Raw genomic sequence first — 18865 nt, 5'->3', positions numbered from 1 at the left:
GGAGCGTGCCGTCGATGACTCGTCCCCTTCGCCTCGCCTTGAGCGGCGCCTCCGGTCGCATGGGCCGCGCGCTGCTCGACCTGCTCGGCGAGGACGCCGGCGTCCAACTGGTGCATGCCGTGGTGTCGCCGGGTTCGGTCCACGACGGCCAGCCGGTACCCGTTGCCGCGACGGGTTCCCTGCGCTATGCGCATGACTGGACCCAGGCGCCGCCCATCGACGTGGTCGTCGACTTCAGCAGCCCGGCTGCGCTGGCGCCAGTGCTGGACCATTGCCTGGCGCAAGGCACGGCGCTGGTCAGCGGCACCACCGGCATCGACGCCGTACTCGAGGCACGGCTGGACGATGCTGCGCGGCGCATCGCGATCCTGCGTGCCGCCAACTTCAGCCTCGGCGTGGCGGTGCTGATGCGCCTGCTGCGCGAAGCGGCGGCGGCCCTGCCGGGCTGGGACCTGGAAATCGTCGAGGCGCATCACGGCCGCAAGCAGGACGCGCCATCCGGCACCGCGCTGGCGCTCGGCCGGGCAGCGGCGGCAACGCGTGGCACCACGCTGGAGGCCGCGGCGGTCTACAGCCGCGAAGGTCGTATCGGCAGGCGGAGCGAAGGCAGTATCGGGTTTGCCGTGGTACGCGGCGGCGACATCGTGGGCGAACACACCGCCATGCTGATCGGGCAGGGTGAACGGCTGGAGCTGGCCCATCGAGCCACCGACCGCATGATCTTTGCGCGTGGCGCCCTGCACGCGGCGCATTGGCTGGCGGGTCGTGCCGCCGGGTCGTGGCAGTTGGAGGACGTGATCGCCACGCTGCGCTGATCCAGTCGCGCCAGCGCGGCACCCGCGGAGCAGACCTGGGCTCAGTCGCGATGCGAAGCGCTGCGATCGCGGCCTGCGCCCAGCCGGGTGTCGAAACGGCCGAACAGTTTCTTGAACACGCGCGAGAATTTGCCGCGTTTCGTCTTGCGCCGCTTCTCCTCCTCGCTGGTCAACCAGGCCACCTGAATCACCCGCCGCTCGCCTTCATAGGGCAGGTGGCCATGGAAGGAGTTCTCGCAACGCTTGAACACCGCGAACTCGCCGTAGAGCGGAGCCAGCTCCGGCACCACGACGCTGTCGATGTCGTCGATGCTGCGCAGGAAGCGCAGGCAGCCATCGCTGGTGTCCGGCCATCGCGGGTTCAGGTAGATCAGCGCGGTGACCACCTTGGACTTGCTGTCGGTGTGGATGGTGCCGTGGCGCTTGTTGAGCAGGCGGCACAGCGTCACCAGGGTGGGGTACTGCTCGAGGTGGTCGACGCCCAGGCGCTCGCCGATGGCGCGGGCAAACGTCGGCGCGGTCATGTTGTCGATCAGCGCGTTGACGCTCGGGCCGCAGTCGGCCGGGTCGTAGGGAAAAAAGCCGGCGCTGGTGTAGCGGGGAAAGTCGCGATCCAGGTCATCGCGCACTTCGTCCGGCAGTTGACCGTGCGCCATCATGAACGGGAAAGGCTGGTGCTGCACCGTGGTATCCGGGCGATCGAGACGAGCGGGATCGAGCAGTACGGCGGCACTCATGGGGCATCGGCCTCGAACAAGACAAGTGGCTTAGTGTACGCCGCCAGCGCGGTGCGTAAGAGCCAGAGAATTCACCGATTCACGTTCCCTGAGGTGGACAGAAACGGCCCCGCCGCTTATCATTTCCACCCGCCCGAATTTCTTTCCCCACCAAACTCCACAAGCCAGCCATGATGCGGCTTGCGGACTTTGCTGTATCCAAAAGGCGGTTACCCCGATGCCTATTCCTGCCCTGCTGGCCCTCGAAGACGGCAGCGTCTTTCGCGGCCATGCCGTTGGTGCCACCGGCGAAACCGTCGGCGAGGTGGTTTTCAACACGGCCATGACCGGTTACCAGGAGATCCTCACCGATCCTTCCTATGCACGCCAGATCGTCACGCTGACCTATCCGCACATCGGCAACACCGGCGTCAACGCCGAAGACGCCGAATCCACCACCGTGCACGCGGCCGGGCTGATCGTGCGCGACCTGCCGCGCCGCGCCAGCAGCTGGCGCAGCACCGAGAGCCTGCCCGATTACCTGAAGCGCCACGGCACGGTCGCGATCGCCGGCATCGACACCCGCCGGCTGACCCGCATCCTGCGCGACAAGGGCGCGCTCGCCGGCTGCATCGTGGCCGGTGAGCAGGTCGACGCAGATGCTGCGCTGGCCAAGGCTCGCGCGTTTCCCGGCCTGAACGGCATGGACCTGGCCAAGGTGGTCAGCACCGCCGCGCCGTACGTGTGGCAGGAGGGCGTGTACGACCTCGACCGCACCGCGTTCAACCAGCCTGCGATGCGCTTCAAGGTGGTCGCCTACGACTTCGGCACCAAGCTCAACATCCTGCGCCTGCTCGCCGAGCAGGGCTGCGAGGTCACCGTGGTGCCGGCGCAGACGCCTGCCGCCGAGGTGCTCGCCATGCAACCCGATGGCGTGTTCCTGTCCAACGGCCCCGGCGATCCGGCGGCCTGCGACTACGCCATCGCGGCAACCGGCCAGTTCCTCGAGGCGAAGATCCCGCTGTTCGGCATCTGTCTCGGCCACCAGTTGATGGGCCTGGCGCTGGGCGGCAAGACGCTGAAGATGAAGTTCGGCCATCACGGCGCCAACCACCCGGTGAAGGATCTGGACGACGGCCGGGTGCTGATCACCAGCCAGAACCATGGCTTCGCGGTGGATCCGGCCACACTGCCGGCGAACGTGCGGGTTACCCACGTCTCGCTGTTCGACGGATCGCTGCAGGGCTTCGCGCTGACCGACCGACCCGCGTTCTGCTTCCAGGGCCATCCCGAAGCAAGCCCCGGCCCGCTCGACATGGGTTATCTGTTCAAACGTTTCGCCGCACTGATGCAGGAGGCCCGCACCCATGCCTAAGCGTACCGATATCAAGAGTGTCCTCATCATCGGTGCCGGCCCGATCGTGATCGGCCAGGCCTGCGAGTTCGACTACTCCGGCGCGCAGGCGTGCAAGGCGTTGAAGGAAGAGGGTTACCGGGTGATCCTGGTGAACTCCAACCCGGCCACCATCATGACCGACCCGGACACCGCCGACGCGGTGTACATCGAGCCGATCAACTGGCAGACGGTGGAGCGCATCATCGCCAAGGAGCGCCCTGACGCGGTGCTGCCGACCATGGGCGGCCAGACCGGGCTGAATTGCGCGCTGGACCTGGCCGATCACGGTGTGCTGGAGAAGTACCACGTCGAACTGATCGGCGCCCGGCGCGAAGCCATTCGCATGGCCGAGGACCGCGAGCTGTTCAAGCGGGCGATGACCGAGATCGGGCTGGAGAGCCCGAAGTCGGACGTGGCCAGGAATTTCGAGCACGCGGTGGAGATCCAGGCCAGGCTCGGCTTCCCGGTGATCATCCGGCCCAGCTTCACGCTGGGCGGCACCGGCGGCGGCATCGCCTACAACAAGGAGGAGTTCGAGGCCATCGTCAAGCGCGGCCTGGAGATGTCGCCCACCCACGAAGTGCTGATCGACGAATCGGTACTGGGCTGGAAGGAGTACGAGATGGAAGTGGTCCGCGACACCGCGGACAACTGCATCATCATCTGCGCCATCGAGAATCTCGACCCGATGGGCGTGCACACCGGCGACTCGATCACCGTGGCGCCGGCGCAGACCCTCACCGACAAGGAATACCAGCGCCTGCGCGATGCCTCCATCGCGGTGCTGCGCAAGATCGGCGTGGACACCGGCGGCTCCAACGTCCAGTTCGGCGTCAACCCCGTCGACGGTCGCGTGGTGGTGATCGAGATGAACCCGCGCGTGTCGCGTTCGTCCGCGCTGGCGTCGAAGGCTACCGGCTTCCCGATCGCCAAGGTCGCCGCCAAGCTGGCGGTGGGCTACACGCTGGACGAGCTGAAGAACGACATCACCGGCGGTCGCACGCCGGCCTCGTTCGAGCCGTCGATCGACTACGTGGTCACCAAGATTCCACGTTTCGCCTTCGAGAAATTCCCGGCGGCCGACGCCCGCCTGACCACGCAGATGAAATCGGTCGGCGAAGTGATGGCGATCGGGCGCAGCTTCCACGAATCGCTGCAGAAGGCCTTGCGTGGGCTGGAGATCGGCAAGACCGGCCTCAACCCGACCGGCCTGGACCTGGGCACCGACGACGGGCTGGCCGTGCTCAAGCGGGAGTTGCGCGAGCCGCGGCCCGATCGCGTGTTCCACCTGGCCGACGCGTTCCGTGCCGGACTCTCGCTGGAAGAAGTGTTCGAGCTCAGCCGGATCGATCCGTGGTTCCTCGCTGCGTTTGAGGACATCGTGCAGACCGAGGCGGAAATCACCAGGCAGGGCATCACCGCGCTCGATGCGCCGCGGCTGCGCGAACTCAAGCGACTCGGTTTCGCCGACGCGCGCATTGCCGAGCTGATCGGCAGCGACGAAGCCGCCGTGCGCCACCTGCGGCAGACCCTGGGCGTGCGCCCGGTGTACAAGCGGGTGGACTCCTGCGCGGCCGAGTTCGCCACCAGCACCGCCTACATGTATTCGACCTACGAGGAAGAATGCGAGGCGGCACCGACCGGCCGCGACAAGATCATCGTGCTCGGCGGCGGCCCGAACCGGATCGGGCAGGGCATCGAGTTCGACTACTGCTGCGTGCACGCGTCGCTGGCGCTGCGCGAGGATGGTTACGAAACCATCATGGTCAACTGCAACCCGGAAACGGTGTCGACCGACTACGACACCTCCGACCGGCTTTACTTCGAACCGGTGACGCTGGAGGACGTGCTGGAAATCGTCCACGTGGAAAAGCCCAAGGGCGTGATCGTGCAGTACGGCGGGCAGACCCCGCTGAAGCTGGCGCGCGCGCTGGAGGCAGCCGGCGTGCCGATCATCGGCACCAGCCCCGATTCGATCGACCTGGCCGAGGACCGCGAGCGCTTCCAGCACATGATCGAGAAGATCGGTCTGAAGCAGCCGCCCAACCGCACCGCGCGCAACGCCGACGAGGCGCTGGCGCTGGCCCGCGAGATCGGTTACCCGCTGGTGGTGCGCCCGAGCTACGTGCTCGGCGGCCGCGCGATGGAAGTGGTGCACGACGACGCCGACCTGTCGCGCTACATCCGTGATGCGGTGAAGGTGTCGAACGATTCGCCGGTGCTGCTGGACCGCTTCCTCGACCATGCGGTCGAGGTCGACGTGGACGTGATTGCCGATGCCGAAGGCACCGTGCTGATCGGCGGCATCATGGAGCACATCGAGGAGGCTGGCGTGCACTCGGGCGATTCTTCGTGCTCGCTGCCGCCATATTCGCTGAGCGCGAAAATCCAGGACGAAATGCGCCGCCAGGTCAGCGCGATGGCGAAAGAGCTGAAGGTCATCGGCCTGATGAACACGCAGTTCGCGATCCAGGGCGACACTGTCTACATCCTGGAAGTGAATCCGCGTGCCTCGCGCACGGTGCCGTTCGTGTCCAAGGCCACCGGCGTGTCGCTGGCCAAGATCGCCGCCCGCGTGATGGCAGGCCGCTCGCTGGTCGCCCTGGGCGCGACGCGCGAGGTGATTCCCTCGTATTACTCGGTGAAAGAGGCGGTCTTCCCGTTCCTGAAGTTCCAGAATGTCGACCCGATCCTCGGCCCCGAGATGCGCTCGACCGGCGAGGTGATGGGCGTGGGGCGCAGCTTCGGCGCGGCCTTCGCGCGTGGCCACGAGGCGGCCGGGATCAAGACACCGGTGATCGGCAAGGCGTTCCTGTCGGTGCGTGACGCCGACAAGGACCGCCTGCTGCCGGTCGCCAGGGAAATCATTGCGCGCGGCTTCAGCGTGGTGGCCACCGCCGGTACCGCCAGCTACCTGACCGGGCACGGCGTGGCCTGCGAACGGGTCAACAAAGTGCTCGAAGGCCGTCCGCACATCGTCGACCTGATCAAGAACGGCGAGATCGTCTACATCGTCAACACCACCGAGGGCAAGCAGGCGATCGCCGATTCGTTCTCGATCCGGCGCGAGGCGCTGCAGCATCGCGTCACCTATTCCACCACGGTGGCCGGTGCCCGCGCGCTGGTGCATTCGCTGGATTTCCACGGCGACGGTGAGGTACACAGCCTGCAGGATCTGCACAAGGAGCTAAGCGCATGAGTCGCGCCCCGATTACCAAGACCGGTTCCGAGCGCCTGCGCGCCGAGCTGGAGCGGCTGAAGTCGGTCGAACGCCCGCGTATCATCGCGGCGATCGCCGAAGCCCGCGCCCACGGCGACCTCAAGGAGAATGCGGAGTACCACGCCGCGCGTGAGCTGCAGAGCTTCACCGAGGGACGCATCGCGCAGCTGGAAGCGCTGCTGTCGACCGCCGAGGTCATTGACGTGGTGAGGCTGAGCGCCGGCAGCAAGGTGGTGTTCGGCGCCACGGTGGACCTGGAGGACGAGGACTCCGGCGCCACGGTGACCTACCAGATCGTCGGCGACCTGGAGGCGGACATCAAGCAGCGGCTGATCGCGGTGTCCTCGCCGATCGCCCGCGCGCTGATCGGCAAGAGCGCCGGCGACAGCTTCGAATTCACCGCCCCGAACGGCGTCAAGCACTACGAGATCATCGACGTCCGCTACGAATGATCTCCGGCCAGCACCGCCGCTGGCCGGAGATCACTCGCAAAAAAGGCCGCTTTCGCGGCCTTTTTTGTGACATCGTCAGGCTGGGCTCAGCGCTGGCGAGCCTTGAAACGGGGGTTGCTCTTGCAGATCACGAACACCTTGCCGCGACGACGCACAACCTTGCAGTCGCGATGCCGCGCCTTGGCGGACTTCAAAGAGTTAAGCACCTTCACGGCCAGCTCCTGACACTAGACTAAAAATGTAAGCGCGCAAGTATAGCGGGCGGCGTGGCTGCTCACAAGTCCGGCGTGAGGGCGGTTTGCGCCACCGTGGCCAGGAATTGCTGCAGGGCGGGGGAATGGTCGTCGGTCCTGGAAGCCACGGCCAGCAACAGATAGGCATCGGAATCTTCCAGCGGCACGTAGCAAACCCCGACCAGGCGCACGGCACGCATGCTGGCCGGCACCAGGGCCAGCCCCAAGCCGGCGGCCACCAGGGCCAGCAGGCCGGTGATCTGCTGGGCGTGCTGGGTGATCGTCGGCTGGAAGCCGGCCTGCGTCGCCAGTTTCACCAGCCGGTCATAGAGCGTGGCGGCAAGTTCGCGCGGTTGCGACACGAACGCGTCGCCGGCCACTTCGGCCAGGTGCAGGCGGCTGCGGCCAGCCAGCGGATGGCCCGCGGGCAGCGCAAGCAGCAGCGGTTCGCGGTCGATCACGCTGAAGCGCAGGTCGCGGGCGTGCGGGTGCACCGGCTCGTCGCGGACAAAGCCGACGTCGATCCTGCCGGCGAGCAGGGCTGCAAACTGCGGTTCGGTGTACATCTCGTTCAGTTGCAGGCGCACGTCGGGAGCGATCTGGCCAAAACGCAGCAAGGTCCGTGGCATGACCGGGTGGAACGAGACCGAAACGGTGTAGGCCAGCCGCAACTGGCCGGTGTAACCCGCGGCAGCGGCCACCGTCTGGTTGCGCGCCTCATCCACCTTGGCCAGGATCTGCCGGGCCTGTTCAAGGAACACCCGGCCGGGTTCGGTGAGCGCCACGCTGCGTTTGGTGCGTTCCAGCAGGCGCACGCCCAGATCCTGCTCCAACGACTGGATCTGTTGCGATAGCGGAGGCTGGGAAAGGTGCAGTCTCAGCGCGGCGCGGGTGAAGCTCAGTTCTTCCGCGACAGCGACGAAGTAGCGTAATTGGCGAAGATCAAACATATAGTGATATGAAATAAATAACGTTCTAAATATATATTAGATACTTTATTCCGTCGATCATAAAATCACTTCCGTCCCGCCACTTCCCCTCCCCCCTAGTGGCGGCGGCCCTCGCCCCGCAGCGACGCTAAATACAACATCTGGTTCAACTCCCCCCCTGAACCCATGTTGATGCGTCTTCCCTGCGGGGCGCTTTCTTTTGCATGACCGGCACCGCTGCCCGATGGCAACGGTGCCGGCGTGTCGGCGTCTAGATTTCGCTGGCCACACGGGTGCCCTGGGCGATGGCGCGCTTGGCGTCCAGCTCGGCGGCCACGTCGGCGCCACCGATCACGTGCACCTTCATGCCGATCGAGATCAGTTCGTCGGCGAGGCTGCGGTTCGGCTCCTGGCCGGCACAGACCACCACGTGATCGACCGGCAGGACTTGCGGTTTGCCGTCGATGGTGATGTGCAGCCCCTGGTCGTCGAAGCGCTCATAACCGACCTTGCCCAGCATGGTCACCCGCTTCGCCTTGAGTGTGGCGCGGTGTACCCAGCCGGTCGTCTTGTTGAGCCGCGCACCGGGACGCCCCTCGCTGCGCTGGAGCAACCAGACCTGACGTGCCGGTGCTTCCGGATGCGGCGGTTGCAGGCCGCCACGCTGCCGCAGCTGCAGATCCACGCCCCATTCGCGGGTCCAGCGAACCACGTCGGTGGTGGGGGAGGGCGCGTGCTCGACCAGGAACTCGGCCATGTCGAAGCCGATGCCGCCAGCGCCGATGATCGCCACCCGAGCACCCACCGGATGGTGTCGGGCCAGCACATCGAGATAGCCCAGCACGCGCGGATCGTCGCTGCCGGGAAAGCTCACCCGACGCGGCGTGATGCCGGTGGCGATCACCACCTCGTCGTAGCCGCCGGCGCGCAGCGAGGCAGCGTCCGCCGCCTGACCGAGCCGGACGCCGACGCCGACATCCTGCAGTCGGTGGCGGAAATAGCGCAGCGTCTCGTGGAATTCTTCCTTGCCCGGGATCTGCTTGGCGTAGTTGAATTGGCCGCCGATTTCGCCGGCCTGGTCGATCAGGGTCACCGCATGGCCGCGTTCACCCAGGGTGGCAGCACAGGCCATGCCGGCCGGGCCCGCGCCGACCACGGCGATGCGCTTGCGCGCAGCACTGGCTTCGATCTTCAGCTCGGTCTCATGGCAGGCGCGCGGGTTGACCAGGCAGCTGGCGCGCTTGTTCTGGAACACGTGGTCAAGGCAGGCCTGGTTGCAGGCGATGCAGGTGTTGATGCGCTCGCTGCGCCCGGCCTTCGCCTTGTTCGCCCAGGCCGGGTCGGCCAGCAGCGGGCGCGCCATCGAGACCATGTCAGCCTCACCCTCGGCGAGGATGCGTTCGGCCACGTCCGGCATGTTGATCCGGTTGGTGGCGACCAGCGGAATCTTCACCTCGCCCTTCAGCTTCTGCGTGACCCAGGCGAAACCGGCGCGCGGCACGCTGGTGACGATGGTCGGCACGCGCGCCTCGTGCCAGCCGATGCCGGTGTTGATGATGCTGGCGCCGGCCGCCTCCACCGCCCTGGCCAGGCTGGCGACCTCCTCCCAGTCCTGGCCGCCTTCGACCAGGTCGAGCATCGACAGGCGGTAGATGATGATGAAATCGCGGCCCACCGCCTCGCGCGTACGGCGCACGATCTCGACCGGAAAACGCATGCGCCGCGCGGCGTCGCCGCCCCAGGCATCGTTGCGCTGGTTGGTGCGTGCGGCGATGAATTCGTTGATCAGATAGCCTTCCGAACCCATCACCTCGACGCCGTCGTAGCCGGCGTCCTGTGCCAGCCTCGCGCAGCGCACGAAATCGCCGATGGTGCGCTCCACCCCGCGGGTGCTGAGCGCCCGCGGCGTGAACGGGGTGATCGGCGACTTGATTCTCGATGGCGCCACCGACAGCGGGTGATAGCCATAGCGGCCGGCATGCAGGATCTGCAGGCAGATACGCCCGCCTTCGGCGCGCACGGCACGGGTCAGCTTGCGATGCCGCGGCTTGTGCCAGGGCAGGGTGAGGCGGCCGCCGAATGGCTTCAGCCAGCCCTCGATGCTCGGTGAGATGCCACCGGTGACCATCAGCCCGACGCCGCCGCGGGCACGTTCGGCGAAATACGCGGCCAGCTTATCGTAGTCGCGGGCTTTGTCCTCCAACCCGGTGTGCATCGAGCCCATCAGGATGCGGTTGGGCAGGGTGATGTGACCCAGGTCGAGCGGAGCGAACAGCTTCGGGTAATTCATGCGACCCCCTGAAATTCAAACGGCCGTATGAATGTGCCGGGATTCGGCGTTTGAAAGCAAGCGCCGCGTGTGCAAGCCGCCGCAGGCCTCAGGCCAGCAGTTGGTAGACCAGCGCGATGTAGCGCCGCATGGCCTCTTCCTCGAGAACCCCGTTCAGCTGCGCCCAGGCTTCATGCTTGGCGGTGCCGACGAAATCGAAGAAACCGGGCTGCGCCCGCTTGAGATCGCCCTCCGAGCCCTGCTTGTAGAGCGCGTAGAGCTTCAGCAAGGTGTCGTTGTCGGGGCGCCTGGCCAATCGCCGAATGTCTCTGGCAGCCTGCTCGAACTCGCGGCGAAGGTCGGTCATAAGGCGGTGCGGGCAGGGCTGGCGGACAGGGGAGACCGGCTAGATAGCACGCGTTTCCAGTAGGGTCAACGCGTTAAACTGCCGCTTCTCCAGCCAGCCCAGGACTCCGCCATGAGCCATGCTCCCGCCGTTCCCGTACTCACCATTGACGGGCCGTCGGGATCGGGCAAGGGCACCGTCAGCGCGCTGGTGGCCGAGCGGCTGGGCTGGCGGCTGCTGGACTCCGGGGCGCTGTACCGCGCGGTGGGCTACGCCGCCGGCGCGGAAGGGCTGGACCTGTCGGATGTGGAGGCGGTGACCCGCTGCGCGCAGGGCACGAAGATCCAGTTCCGCGCCGCCAGCGGCGGCGAGACCCGGGTGATCGTCAACGGCCACGACGCCACCGACGAGCTGCGCACCGAAACCGCCGGAGCGGCGGCCTCGGCGATCGCCTCGATGTCGTCGGTGCGCGAGGCCTTGGTGGCGCTGCAACTGGGTTTCCGCAGGGCGCCTGGGCTGGTCGCCGATGGGCGCGACATGGGCACGGTGATCTTCCCGGATGCCGCGCACAAGGTTTTCCTCACCGCGAGCGCCGCCGAACGGGCGAAAAGGCGCTATAAGCAGTTGAAGGAAAAGGGACTCAACGTTACACTTGGCGGCCTTCAGCGAGAAATTGAGGCGCGTGACAGCCGCGATGCATCACGTGCGGTTGCGCCGCTCAAGCCTGCCGAAGATGCCGTGCTGGTGGATACCACCGGCATGGGTATCGACGAGGTCGTCGCGAAAGTACTTGCCGTCGTGCAGTCCTGAGCGGATTGCGCGGCGGCTTCTGTGCCCCTGCCGTGGCAGGGGGTTTTGGCCCATGGTGTCGACGGTCGGTTCTGCGGAACCACCCGAAAACACCCACAACCGGTGGACCGGAAAGTCCGTGCGCAACACTCAACCAGGCGCAACGGGCGACGGTCTTTTCCCACTATGGAATCAACATGACTGAAAGTTTTGCCGAACTGTTTGAACAGAGCCAGCAGGCCATTTCCAAGCTGAAGCCCGGTGCCATCGTCACCGGCATCGTGGTGGAAATCCGCAACGACGTCGTCGTGATCAATGCCGGCCTGAAGAGCGAAGGCATCGTCCCGATCGAGCAGTTCAAGAGCGAGAGCGGCGTGCTGGAAGTGCAGGTGGGCGACGAGGTGAAGGTAGCCCTCGAAGCCCTGGAAGACGGCTTCGGCGAGACCAAGCTGTCGCGCGAGAAAGCCAAGCGCTCGATGGTGTGGGACGACTTGGAGCAGGCGTTCGACAAGGAAGAGACCATCGTCGGCATGATCTCCGGCAAGGTCAAGGGTGGTTTCACCGTCGACATCAAGGACGTCCGCGCGTTCCTGCCGGGCTCGCTGGTCGACGTGCGCCCGGTGCGCGACCCGGTCTACCTCGAGGGCAAGGAACTCGAGTTCAAGATCATCAAGCTGGACCGCAAGCGCAACAACGTGGTGGTCAGCCGCCGCGCCGTCGTCGAGACCGAGTTCTCCGAGGAGCGCGAGAAGCTGCTGGAGCGCCTGACCGAGGGCGCCGTGGTCAAGGGCACGGTCAAGAACCTCACCGACTACGGCGCGTTCGTGGACCTGGGCGGCATCGACGGCCTGCTGCACATCACCGACATGGCGTGGAAGCGCGTGCGTCATCCGTCCGAAGTGGTCAACGTCGGCGACGAGCTGGACGTGCGCGTGCTGAAGTACGACAAGGAGCGCAACCGCGTCTCGCTGGGCCTGAAGCAGCTGGGCGACGACCCGTGGGTCGCCATCGCCCGTCGCTACCCGGTCGGCAGCCGCCTGTTCGGCAAGGTCTCCAACGTCACCGATTACGGCTGCTTCGTCGAGATCGAGCCGGGCGTGGAAGGCCTGGTGCACGTGTCCGAGATGGACTGGACCAACAAGAACGTCAACCCGGCCAAGGTGGTGCAGGTCGGCGACGAGACCGAAGTGATGGTGCTGGACGTGGATGAAGAGCGTCGCCGCATCTCGCTGGGCATCAAGCAGACGCGCTCCAACCCGTGGGAAGCGTTCGCCGCCATGCACAAGAAGGGCGACAAGGTCTCCGGCCAGATCAAGTCGATCACCGACTTCGGCGTGTTCATCGGCCTGGACGGCGGCATCGACGGCCTGGTGCACCTGTCCGACATCTCCTGGCAGATGTCCGGCGAAGACCTCGTGCGCAACTTCAAGAAGGGCGACGAGATCGAGGCCGTGGTGCTGGCGGTGGATCCGGAGCGCGAGCGCATCAGCCTCGGCATCCAGCAGATGGAGCAGGATCCGTTCGGCCAGTTCATGGCGGCGAATCCGCGCGGCAGCATCGTTACCGGCACCGTCAAGGAAGTCGACGCGAAGGGCGCCGTGATCGACCTGGGCGAAGGCGTGGAGGGTTACCTGCGCGCCAACGACATCGCCAAGGAACGCATCGACGACGCCACCCAGCACCTGAAGGTGGGCGACAAGGTCGAGGCCAAGTTCACCGGCATGGATCGCAAGGGTCGCCAGCTGGCGCTCTCGATCCGCGCCAAGGACGAGGAAGATGCACCCGACACGTCGGTGGATTATTCGTCCGCGGCCAGCGGTACGACCAAGCTTGGTGCGCTGCTCAAGGAGCAGTTCAACAAGGCCGACTGAGCGCCTGCAGCAGCCTGATACGGGGCGGCGGCTCATCGCCGTCGCCCCGTTGTTTCATGTCACGGACATTGGGGCCCCATGACTAAATCCGAATTGATCGAGGCGCTCGCCAGGCGCCAGACCCATCTTGCGTTCGCGGACGTCGAGATGGCCGTCAAGAGCGTCATCGAGCAGATGAGCCATGCCCTCGCTCACGGCGAACGCATCGAGGTGCGCGGCTTCGGCAGCTTTGCGCTGCATTACCGGCCGCCGCGCATGGGGCGCAACCCCAAGACGGGCGAGGCCGTGGCGCTGCCCGGCAAGCACGTTCCGCATTTCAAGCCGGGCAAGGAATTGCGCGAGCGCGTCAACCAGGATCTGGAGCAGAAAACCGCCTGATATCCTGGCCGCCACACCGGAAAACCAATCGAAGGCAGGCGACGCAAGTTGGTCCTGCCTTTTTGTTGCCTGCCGCCAGGCGACCGCTGGCCCGCGATGAAGCGCTGCCGCACGAGGCGGCCGGTGCTGCCTGTGCCTGTCACGACCAATCGGGTAAAGTCTTGGCCATGCGACTGCTCGCCATCATCGTTCTCGTGATCTTCGTTGCCGCCGGTGTCGTGCTGGGTGCGCTCAATGCCGACCTGGTCGGTTACGACTTCGCGTTTGTCCGGATGCAGTTGCCCAAGGGTGCCGCCCTGCTGGGGGCGCTGGTGATCGGCTGGCTGCTGGGCGGGCTCACCGCCTGGCTCGGTGCAAGCATGCGCCAGCGCCGCCGGCAACCCCGCGCGGACAAGCAGTCGCCGGCCAAACCATGAATCTCCTGTATGTACTGGTTCCGCTGGTGCCGGCTGCCTTCGTGCTGGGCTGGTGGGCCTCCCGTCAGGCTGATGCGCGCCGTTCCGGTGCCGAGGTCAGCGAACTGTCCTCGGACTATTTCCGCGGCCTGAACTACCTGCTCAACGAAGAGCAGGACAAGGCGATCGAGGTCTTCCTCAAGCTGGCCGAGTACAACCGCGACACGGTCGAGACGCACCTGGCGCTGGGCAACCTGTTCCGCCGCCGCGGCGAAGTGGACCGCGCGATCCGGCTGCACCAGCACCTGGTTTCACGGCCGGGTCTGACCGATGCGATGAAGACGGTGGCCTTGCTGGAGCTGGGCGAGGATTACATGCGTGCCGGCCTGCTGGATCGTGCCGAGGCGCTGTTCTCCGACCTGGTGGCGATGGATGCACACGCGCCGTCGGCGCTGCGCCACCTGATCGCGATCTACCAGCACGAGCGTGACTGGCACAAGGCGATCGAGCACGCGCGGCGGCTGGAAGTGATGACCGGTGAGGACGAGGCGCCGATGATCGCCCAGTTCTACTGCGAGCTGGCCGACCGCTCGCGCCAGCACGGCGCCCGCGCCGAGGCGCGCGACTACCTGCGCCAGGCGTTCGAGTGCCAGCCCGGCTGCGTGCGCGCCTTCATGCTGACCGGCCGCCTGCTGTCCGAGGACGGTCAGCACGCCGAGGCGGTCGCTGCCTACGAGGCAGCGATCAAGGCTGATATTGCCTTCACCCCGGATATCCTGCCGCCGCTGCTCAACAGCTACGCCCGTTCGCAGCAGATGGAACGCGCGGAACATTTCCTGCACGACATGCTCGGGCGCTACCACGGCGTGTCGCCGGTGCTGGCGCTGACCCACCTGTACCGCCAGCGCGATGGCGAGCGGGCGGCGATCGACTTCCTGACCGCACAATTGCGCAAGCGGCCATCGGTGCGTGGGCTGATGGCCCTGATCGACGCCACCATGGACAAGATCGAAGGCGAGGCGCGCGAGAATTTTCTGATCCTGCGCGACCTCACCCGCAAGCTGCTGGAAGGCCAGGCGATGTACCGCTGCAGCCGCTGCGGTTTCGGCGCCAAGGCGCATCATTGGCAATGCCCCAGTTGCAAGAGCTGGAGCACGATCCGGCCGATCCACGGCGTCGCCAGTGAGTGAAATGAGCCGAGTGAAGTGAGCCCATTGCAGTGAGCCCATTGAAGTGAGCATGTACACGACCATCGGATGGTTGCTGGCCAGCTTGTCGATCACCCTGCTGCTGGTGCGCGGCGCGATCGGCTACGCGCAGCGGCGCGGCATGCTGGACCAGCCCGGGCCACGCCGCTCGCATCGCCTGCCCACCCCTCGCGGCGGTGGCATCGGCATCGTCGTGGCCATGCTGGCGTGTCTGCCGGGCGTGCTGCGGCATCCGCCGGCGGCGTGGCCGGCAAGCGTGATCGCCAGCCTGCTCGCCGCGCTGGTGCTGGTGGCGCTGGCTGGCTGGTGGGACGACCACCGCTCGCTGCCGATCCTGCCGCGACTGGGCGTCCAATTGCTGGCGGTGGGCCTGTTTTCGCTGGGCCTGCTGACTACCGGCTTGTCGGGATGGTGGATGCCGCTGCTGCTGATCGCCGGCGCCTGGAGCATCAACCTGCACAACTTCATGGACGGCATCGATGGCCTGCTGGCGCAGCAGGCGATCTTCGTGGGCGCCGGCCTGGCCGGGCTGGCTGTCGCAGCGGGGCAATCTGCGCTGGCGGCGGCGGCGGCGGTCTTTGCGGCATCGGCGCTGGGCTTCTGGTGCTTCAACCGGCCGCCGGCGCGGATCTTCATGGGCGACGTCGGCAGCGGCAGCGTGGGCCTGCTGATCTTCGCCTTCAGTGCCATGCTGTGGCGCGTCGATCCCTCGTGGTTGTGGCCGGCGCTGATCCTGTCATCCGCCTTCGTGGCGGATGCCAGCCTGACCCTGCTGACCCGCATGTGGCGCGGGCGGCGCTGGTACACTGCCCATCGCGAACACCTCTACCAGTGGCTGGTGCGACGCGGGGGAACTCACGCACGCTCGGACATGATCTATATGGGCTGGAACCTGCTGGTCGCGGCACCTTCGGCCTGGTTGGCCTGGAGTCATCTGTACATGGCGCTGCCGATTACCATGGCTGTCTATCTTGCAGCGGCAGTCGCCTGGCTGGCGCTGAAACGTCGCTGCCTGCGACGCCATCTGCCCAAGGTAACCCATGTCGCTGCGTAGGCTTGTCGGCTTCATCCATCCGCGTATCGCTGTCGTGCTGCACGACCTGGCCATGGCCGCGCTCGCCTGGTGGATCGCCAAGCTGCTGCGGTATGCGCTGAAACCCGACGAGATCTTCAGTTTCCGGCTGTTCGAGTTTCCGATCGTGCTGCTGGTGCAGGGGTTGATCTTCCGCTGGACCGGGCTGTACCGCAGCGTCTGGCGTTTCGCCAGCCTGCCGGATTTGTGGAACATTGCGCGCGCCGTGGTCGTCGGCTCGCTGTTCATCGGCGTGTCGCTGTTCCTCTACAACCGGCTGGAAGGGGTTCCGCGCTCGGTGCTGGTGCTCTACCCGTTGCTGCTTGCCGCGCTGCTGGGGGTACCGCGCCTGGCCTATCGCTACTGGAAGGACAGCCGCAACGACCTGCTGCAGAACCAGGTCGCCAAGCGCGTGCTGATCGTCGGCGCCGACCGGGCCGGCGAAGTACTCTCGCGCGACCTGCAGCGCGACAACCGCTACGGCGTGGTCGGTTTCGTCGACGACAACCCCAGCCTGCGCGGCGCCAGTATCAACGGTCACCCGGTGCTCGGGCGGTTCGACCAGCTGCCCGAGGTCGCCCGCGAAGTGGCGGTCGACATGCTGCTGATCGCGCTGCCCGGCGCCTCGACCGCCGAGATGCGGCGGGTGGTCTCGCTGTGCGACGCCACCGACCTGCCGTACCGGACGGTGCCGCGGCTGGAAGACGTGGTGGCCGGCCGCGCCCAGTTCAACCAGATCAAGGAAGTGGCGATCGAGGACCTGCTCGGCCGCGACACGGTGGAACTGGACTGGACCGCGATTCGCGAAACCCTGAGCGGGCGCCGCGTGCTGGTCACCGGCGGCGGCGGCTCGATCGGCTCGGAGCTGTGCCGCCAGGTGGCCCGGCTGGGCGCACAGTCGCTCACCGTGGTCGAACAGAGCGAGTACAACCTGTACCGGATCAGCCAGGAGCTGCGCGCGGATTTCCCCGAGCTGATCTTCGACGGCATCCTGGCCAACTGCGGCGACGAGGCCGCCATGCGCAAGGCCTTCGCGGACTTCCGGCCGCAGGTGGTGTTCCATGCCGCCGCCTACAAGCATGTGCCGCTGCTGCAGGACCAGTTGCGCACGGCGTTCCGCAACAATGCACTGGGCACGCGCACGGTGGCCGATGCGGCCTGCGCGGTCGGCGTGGAATGCTTCGTGCTGATCTCCACCGACAAGGCGGTCAACCCGACCAGCGTGATGGGCGCGTGCAAGCGCGTCGCGGAGATCTATTGCCAGAATCTCGATGCGCACACCGCCACGCGCTTCATGACGGTGCGTTTCGGCAACGTGCTGGATTCGGCCGGTTCGGTGGTGCCGCTGTTCCGGCGGCAGATCCGCGAGGGCGGCCCGGTTACCGTGACGCACCCGGAGATCTCGCGCTACTTCATGACCATTCCCGAGGCCTGCCAGCTGATCCTGCAGACCGCGAGCATCGGCAAGGGCGGCGAGATCTTCGCGCTGGACATGGGTGAGCCGGTGAAGATCCGCGATCTGGCCGAGCAGATGATCCGCCTCGCCGGCAAGAAGCCGGGCAGCGAGATACCGATCGTGTACACCGGCCTGCGTGCGGGCGAGAAGCTGTTCGAGGAACTGTTCCATCCGCTGGAGAACTACAGCGCCACCGCGCACGCCAAGATCTTCCTGGCGCAGCATCGCGAAGTGTCGTGGGAGTTGCTGCAGGCCATGCTGTGCAAGGCCGCCGAGGCGGCCGATGTTTTCAATGAGGAAGAACTTCGCCGCTGCGTATCCAGCCTGCTGCCTTCGTTCCGCTGGAGCGAAACGGTGCATCCGGACAACGTGGTGTCGATCCGCCGCGCCAACCCGGAGAGCAATGAGTGAGCAAGCCCCTGCGCAAAGTGGTGTTTCCCGTGGCCGGACTCGGCACGCGCTTCCTGCCGGCGACCAAGGTGGTCGCCAAGGAAATGCTGCCGGTGCTCGACAAGCCGCTGATCCAGTACGCCGTCGACGAGGCGGTGGATGCAGGTGCCGACACCCTGGTCTTCGTCACCAATCGCTACAAGCATGCGATCGCCGACTACTTCGACAAGGCCTACGAGCTGGAGTCGAAACTGCAAGAGAAGGGCAAGGCCGAGCTGCTGGCACTGGTGCAGGGCACCTTGCCGCGGCACGTTCGGGCGATCTTCGTGACCCAGCCCGAGGCGCTCGGCCTGGGCCATGCCGTGCTGTGCGCCAAGCCCGTGGTCGGCGACGAGCCGTTCGGCGTGATCCTGCCGGACGACCTGATCTGGAACGGTGCCGGCAAGGGCGCGCTGCGGCAGATGGCGGAGCTCGCCGATGCGCAGCAGGCCGGGGTGATCGCGGTGGAGGAAGTGCCGCGCGACCAGACCGACAAGTACGGCATCGTCGATGCCGTGCCGGTCGACGAGCGCAGCGCGCAGATCCGCCACATGGTGGAGAAGCCCAAGCCGGCCGACGCACCGTCGAATCTGGCCGTGGTTGGCCGCTACGTGCTGCCGGGCCGCATCTTCCAGCTGCTGGAGCAGACCACGCCCGGCGCCGGCGGCGAGATCCAGCTCACCGACGCCATCGATGCGTTGCTGAAGGAGCAAGGCAAGGTACTGGCCTACCGCTTCGAAGGCACCCGCTTCGACTGCGGCAACAAGGCCGGGCTGGTGCGCGCCACCATGCACATGGCGATGCAGGATCCGAAGCTTGCGCCCACCGTGCGAGAGTTCCTTGGCCAGCTTTGAACCACGGCGGCCACAACGCGCGGCCATGAAGGCCGTG

The 18865-nt window shown here is 66.4% G+C and carries 17 protein-coding genes; 12 read left to right on the top strand and 5 right to left on the bottom strand.

Annotated elements, in window-relative coordinates; genetic code table 11:
• Positions 1–14: 14 nt before the first annotated feature.
• Positions 15–815, top strand: coding sequence for a 4-hydroxy-tetrahydrodipicolinate reductase (gene dapB, locus LRK53_RS11375; RefSeq protein WP_027492488.1), 801 nt, complete (start codon positions 15–17; stop codon positions 813–815).
• A gap of 41 nt (positions 816–856) precedes the next feature.
• On the opposite strand, the gene LRK53_RS11370 is transcribed toward dapB, so the two are convergent.
• Complete coding sequence (locus LRK53_RS11370) at positions 857–1552, bottom strand: 2OG-Fe(II) oxygenase (RefSeq protein ID WP_027492489.1); 696 nt, start codon at positions 1550–1552, stop codon at positions 857–859.
• A gap of 217 nt (positions 1553–1769) precedes the next feature.
• Between LRK53_RS11370 and carA the strand changes: the two genes are divergently transcribed.
• The 3 genes from carA to greA are packed head-to-tail and all read left to right on the top strand — an operon-like array spanning position 1770 to position 6599.
• Positions 1770–2906 carry a glutamine-hydrolyzing carbamoyl-phosphate synthase small subunit gene (gene carA, locus LRK53_RS11365; protein ID WP_027492490.1) on the top strand — a complete coding sequence of 379 codons (1137 nt, stop codon included), beginning with the start codon at positions 1770–1772 and terminating at the stop codon, positions 2904–2906.
• Positions 2899–6126, top strand: coding sequence for a carbamoyl-phosphate synthase large subunit (gene carB, locus LRK53_RS11360; protein WP_027492491.1), 3228 nt, complete (start codon positions 2899–2901; stop codon positions 6124–6126). The genes carA and carB overlap by 8 nt, the downstream gene beginning before the upstream one ends.
• A complete protein-coding gene (gene greA, locus LRK53_RS11355) occupies positions 6123–6599 on the top strand; it encodes a transcription elongation factor GreA (RefSeq protein ID WP_027492492.1) in 477 nt (158 codons plus the stop codon). Before carB ends, greA begins: the two co-directional genes overlap by 4 nt.
• Positions 6600–6685: 86 nt before the next feature.
• Here greA and ykgO read toward each other — a convergent pair whose 3' ends face one another.
• The 4 genes from ykgO to LRK53_RS11335 form a co-directional block, all read right to left on the bottom strand.
• Positions 6686–6811, bottom strand: a complete 126-nt coding sequence (gene ykgO, locus LRK53_RS11350) for a type B 50S ribosomal protein L36 (protein ID WP_007508267.1) — start codon at positions 6809–6811, stop codon at positions 6686–6688.
• Between the two features lie 62 nt (positions 6812–6873).
• A complete protein-coding gene (locus tag LRK53_RS11345; RefSeq protein ID WP_027492494.1) occupies positions 6874–7782 on the bottom strand; it encodes a LysR family transcriptional regulator in 909 nt (302 codons plus the stop codon).
• Positions 7783–8032: 250 nt separating this feature from the next.
• On the bottom strand, positions 8033–10051 hold the full coding sequence (locus LRK53_RS11340; protein WP_027492495.1) for an NADPH-dependent 2,4-dienoyl-CoA reductase: 2019 nt from the start codon (positions 10049–10051) through the stop codon (positions 8033–8035).
• 88 nt (positions 10052–10139) lie between these two features.
• The gene (locus tag LRK53_RS11335; RefSeq protein ID WP_027492496.1) at positions 10140–10397 is read right to left on the bottom strand and encodes an acyl-CoA-binding protein; all 258 of its coding nucleotides are present in this window, start codon (positions 10395–10397) and stop codon (positions 10140–10142) included.
• Positions 10398–10508: 111 nt separating this feature from the next.
• Here LRK53_RS11335 and cmk point away from each other — a divergent pair, with 111 nt between their 5' ends.
• The 8 genes from cmk (at position 10509) to galU (ending at position 18828) form a co-directional block, all read left to right on the top strand.
• Positions 10509–11186 carry a (d)CMP kinase gene (gene cmk, locus LRK53_RS11330; RefSeq protein ID WP_027492497.1) on the top strand — a complete coding sequence of 226 codons (678 nt, stop codon included), beginning with the start codon at positions 10509–10511 and terminating at the stop codon, positions 11184–11186.
• 176 nt (positions 11187–11362) lie between these two features.
• Positions 11363–13036 (top strand): 30S ribosomal protein S1, encoded by a 1674-nt coding sequence (rpsA, locus tag LRK53_RS11325; protein ID WP_235642094.1) that lies wholly within the window; start codon positions 11363–11365, stop codon positions 13034–13036.
• 78 nt (positions 13037–13114) lie between these two features.
• Positions 13115–13414: an integration host factor subunit beta gene (locus LRK53_RS11320; RefSeq protein WP_008436224.1), complete on the top strand. Its 300-nt coding sequence runs from the start codon at positions 13115–13117 to the stop codon at positions 13412–13414.
• 167 nt (positions 13415–13581) lie between these two features.
• On the top strand, positions 13582–13830 hold the full coding sequence (locus tag LRK53_RS11315) for a lipopolysaccharide assembly protein LapA domain-containing protein (RefSeq protein WP_027492499.1): 249 nt from the start codon (positions 13582–13584) through the stop codon (positions 13828–13830).
• Positions 13827–14999 (top strand): lipopolysaccharide assembly protein LapB, encoded by a 1173-nt coding sequence (lapB, locus tag LRK53_RS11310; protein WP_027492500.1) that lies wholly within the window; start codon positions 13827–13829, stop codon positions 14997–14999. Before LRK53_RS11315 ends, lapB begins: the two co-directional genes overlap by 4 nt.
• Before the next feature lie 49 nt (positions 15000–15048).
• Positions 15049–16071 carry an MraY family glycosyltransferase gene (locus LRK53_RS11305; RefSeq protein ID WP_235642092.1) on the top strand — a complete coding sequence of 341 codons (1023 nt, stop codon included), beginning with the start codon at positions 15049–15051 and terminating at the stop codon, positions 16069–16071.
• Positions 16058–17956: a polysaccharide biosynthesis protein gene (locus LRK53_RS11300; protein ID WP_027492502.1), complete on the top strand. Its 1899-nt coding sequence runs from the start codon at positions 16058–16060 to the stop codon at positions 17954–17956. The genes LRK53_RS11305 and LRK53_RS11300 overlap by 14 nt, the downstream gene beginning before the upstream one ends.
• Positions 17953–18828: a UTP--glucose-1-phosphate uridylyltransferase GalU gene (gene galU / locus LRK53_RS11295; protein WP_027492503.1), complete on the top strand. Its 876-nt coding sequence runs from the start codon at positions 17953–17955 to the stop codon at positions 18826–18828. The genes LRK53_RS11300 and galU overlap by 4 nt, the downstream gene beginning before the upstream one ends.
• The last annotated feature ends 37 nt before the right edge of the window (positions 18829–18865 follow it).

This window comes from Rhodanobacter thiooxydans (assembly GCF_021545845.1).
Taxonomy (GTDB): Bacteria; Pseudomonadota; Gammaproteobacteria; order Xanthomonadales; family Rhodanobacteraceae; genus Rhodanobacter.
The sequence above is the reverse complement of the archived record's forward strand: the minus strand, read 5'-3'. Positions and strand labels throughout refer to the sequence as shown.

Excerpts from the sequence above, each read along its gene's own strand:
- lapB (WP_027492500.1), top strand. The coding sequence starts at position 13,827 with ATGAATCTCCTGTATGTACTGGTTCCGCTGGTGCCGGCTGCCTTCGTG.
- LRK53_RS11335 (WP_027492496.1), bottom strand. The coding sequence starts at position 10,397 with ATGACCGACCTTCGCCGCGAGTTCGAGCAGGCTGCCAGAGACATTCGG.
- carA (WP_027492490.1), top strand. The coding sequence starts at position 1,770 with ATGCCTATTCCTGCCCTGCTGGCCCTCGAAGACGGCAGCGTCTTTCGC.
- rpsA (WP_235642094.1), top strand. The coding sequence starts at position 11,363 with ATGACTGAAAGTTTTGCCGAACTGTTTGAACAGAGCCAGCAGGCCATT.
- LRK53_RS11340 (WP_027492495.1), bottom strand. The coding sequence starts at position 10,051 with ATGAATTACCCGAAGCTGTTCGCTCCGCTCGACCTGGGTCACATCACC.
- LRK53_RS11345 (WP_027492494.1), bottom strand. The coding sequence starts at position 7,782 with ATGTTTGATCTTCGCCAATTACGCTACTTCGTCGCTGTCGCGGAAGAA.
- LRK53_RS11305 (WP_235642092.1), top strand. The coding sequence starts at position 15,049 with ATGTACACGACCATCGGATGGTTGCTGGCCAGCTTGTCGATCACCCTG.
- dapB (WP_027492488.1), top strand. The coding sequence starts at position 15 with ATGACTCGTCCCCTTCGCCTCGCCTTGAGCGGCGCCTCCGGTCGCATG.
- cmk (WP_027492497.1), top strand. The coding sequence starts at position 10,509 with ATGAGCCATGCTCCCGCCGTTCCCGTACTCACCATTGACGGGCCGTCG.
- greA (WP_027492492.1), top strand. The coding sequence starts at position 6,123 with ATGAGTCGCGCCCCGATTACCAAGACCGGTTCCGAGCGCCTGCGCGCC.
- LRK53_RS11320 (WP_008436224.1), top strand. The coding sequence starts at position 13,115 with ATGACTAAATCCGAATTGATCGAGGCGCTCGCCAGGCGCCAGACCCAT.
- carB (WP_027492491.1), top strand. The coding sequence starts at position 2,899 with ATGCCTAAGCGTACCGATATCAAGAGTGTCCTCATCATCGGTGCCGGC.
- LRK53_RS11300 (WP_027492502.1), top strand. The coding sequence starts at position 16,058 with ATGTCGCTGCGTAGGCTTGTCGGCTTCATCCATCCGCGTATCGCTGTC.
- LRK53_RS11315 (WP_027492499.1), top strand. The coding sequence starts at position 13,582 with ATGCGACTGCTCGCCATCATCGTTCTCGTGATCTTCGTTGCCGCCGGT.
- LRK53_RS11370 (WP_027492489.1), bottom strand. The coding sequence starts at position 1,552 with ATGAGTGCCGCCGTACTGCTCGATCCCGCTCGTCTCGATCGCCCGGAT.